Annotated in this window: 2 tRNA genes and 2 rRNA genes; all 4 read left to right on the top strand. The window is 50.2% G+C overall.

The window, feature by feature from the left end:
- A 16S ribosomal RNA gene (locus AAE045_RS23140) occupies nucleotides 1-406 on the top strand; the annotation flags it as partial.
- A gap of 68 nt (nucleotides 407-474) precedes the next feature.
- Nucleotides 475-551: transfer RNA gene (locus tag AAE045_RS23135), tRNA-Ile, on the top strand.
- A gap of 117 nt (nucleotides 552-668) precedes the next feature.
- A tRNA-Ala gene (locus AAE045_RS23130) sits at nucleotides 669-744 on the top strand.
- Between the two features lie 207 nt (nucleotides 745-951).
- A 23S ribosomal RNA gene (locus tag AAE045_RS23125) occupies nucleotides 952-1,305 on the top strand; the annotation flags it as partial.

Genomic DNA, 1,305 nt, shown 5'->3' with positions numbered 1-1,305 from the left:
CGGCCGGGAACTCAAAGGAGACTGCCAGTGATAAACTGGAGGAAGGTGGGGATGACGTCAAGTCATCATGGCCCTTACGAGTAGGGCTACACACGTGCTACAATGGCGCATACAAAGAGAAGCGACCTCGCGAGAGCAAGCGGACCTCATAAAGTGCGTCGTAGTCCGGATCGGAGTCTGCAACTCGACTCCGTGAAGTCGGAATCGCTAGTAATCGTAGATCAGAATGCTACGGTGAATACGTTCCCGGGCCTTGTACACACCGCCCGTCACACCATGGGAGTGGGTTGCAAAAGAAGTAGGTAGCTTAACCTTCGGGAGGGCGCTTACCACTTTGTGATTCATGACTGGGGTGAAGTCGTAACAAGGTAACCGTAGGGGAACCTGCGGTTGGATCACCTCCTTACCTGAAAGATACAACTTGCGTAGTGCCCACACAGATTGTCTGATAGAAAACGAGCAGTAAAACCTTATAGGCTTGTAGCTCAGGTGGTTAGAGCGCACCCCTGATAAGGGTGAGGTCGGTGGTTCAAGTCCACTCAGGCCTACCAAATTCTCCCCTGTTCTGCGTTGCAACTCCGGCTCGCATACTGAAGTATGCGTCGCGAAGCTGCGCCTTGACCAGTGAAGAATTATCGGTAAGAAATCAAAGGTTTTACGAAATCGATGGGGCTATAGCTCAGCTGGGAGAGCGCCTGCCTTGCACGCAGGAGGTCAGCGGTTCGATCCCGCTTAGCTCCACCATCATTTCACGCTCAAACAATACTTCCAAGTGCTCTGTTTAACAGTGTACTGCGAAGTATTTGCTCTTTAAAAATCCGGAACAAGCTGAAAATTGAAACGACACACTGTTTCCTTTCTCCGTAATAAGAAAGGAAGTATCGGTGTGTTCGAGTCTCTCAAATTTTCACAACATACGACTGTGTCTTACGAGACATCTTCGGGTTGTGAGGTTAAGCGACTAAGCGTACACGGTGGATGCCCTGGCAGTCAGAGGCGATGAAGGACGTGCTAATCTGCGATAAGCGTCGGTAAGGTGATATGAACCGTTATAACCGGCGATTTCCGAATGGGGAAACCCAGTGTGATTCGTCACACTATCGTTAAGTGAATACATAGCTTAACGAAGCGAACCGGGGGAACTGAAACATCTAAGTACCCCGAGGAAAAGAAATCAACCGAGATTCCCCCAGTAGCGGCGAGCGAACGGGGAACAGCCCAGAACCTGAATCAGTTTGTGTGTTAGTGGAAGCGTCTGGAAAGTCGCAGGGTACAGGGTGATACTCCCGTACACTAAAATGCACA

The sequence above is a fragment of the Dryocola clanedunensis genome, from assembly GCF_038405435.1.
In the GTDB taxonomy this organism is placed as follows: domain Bacteria; phylum Pseudomonadota; class Gammaproteobacteria; order Enterobacterales; family Enterobacteriaceae; genus Dryocola; species Dryocola clanedunensis_A.
Note: the sequence above shows the minus strand (reverse complement) of the source record. Positions and strands in the feature narration are given on the sequence as shown.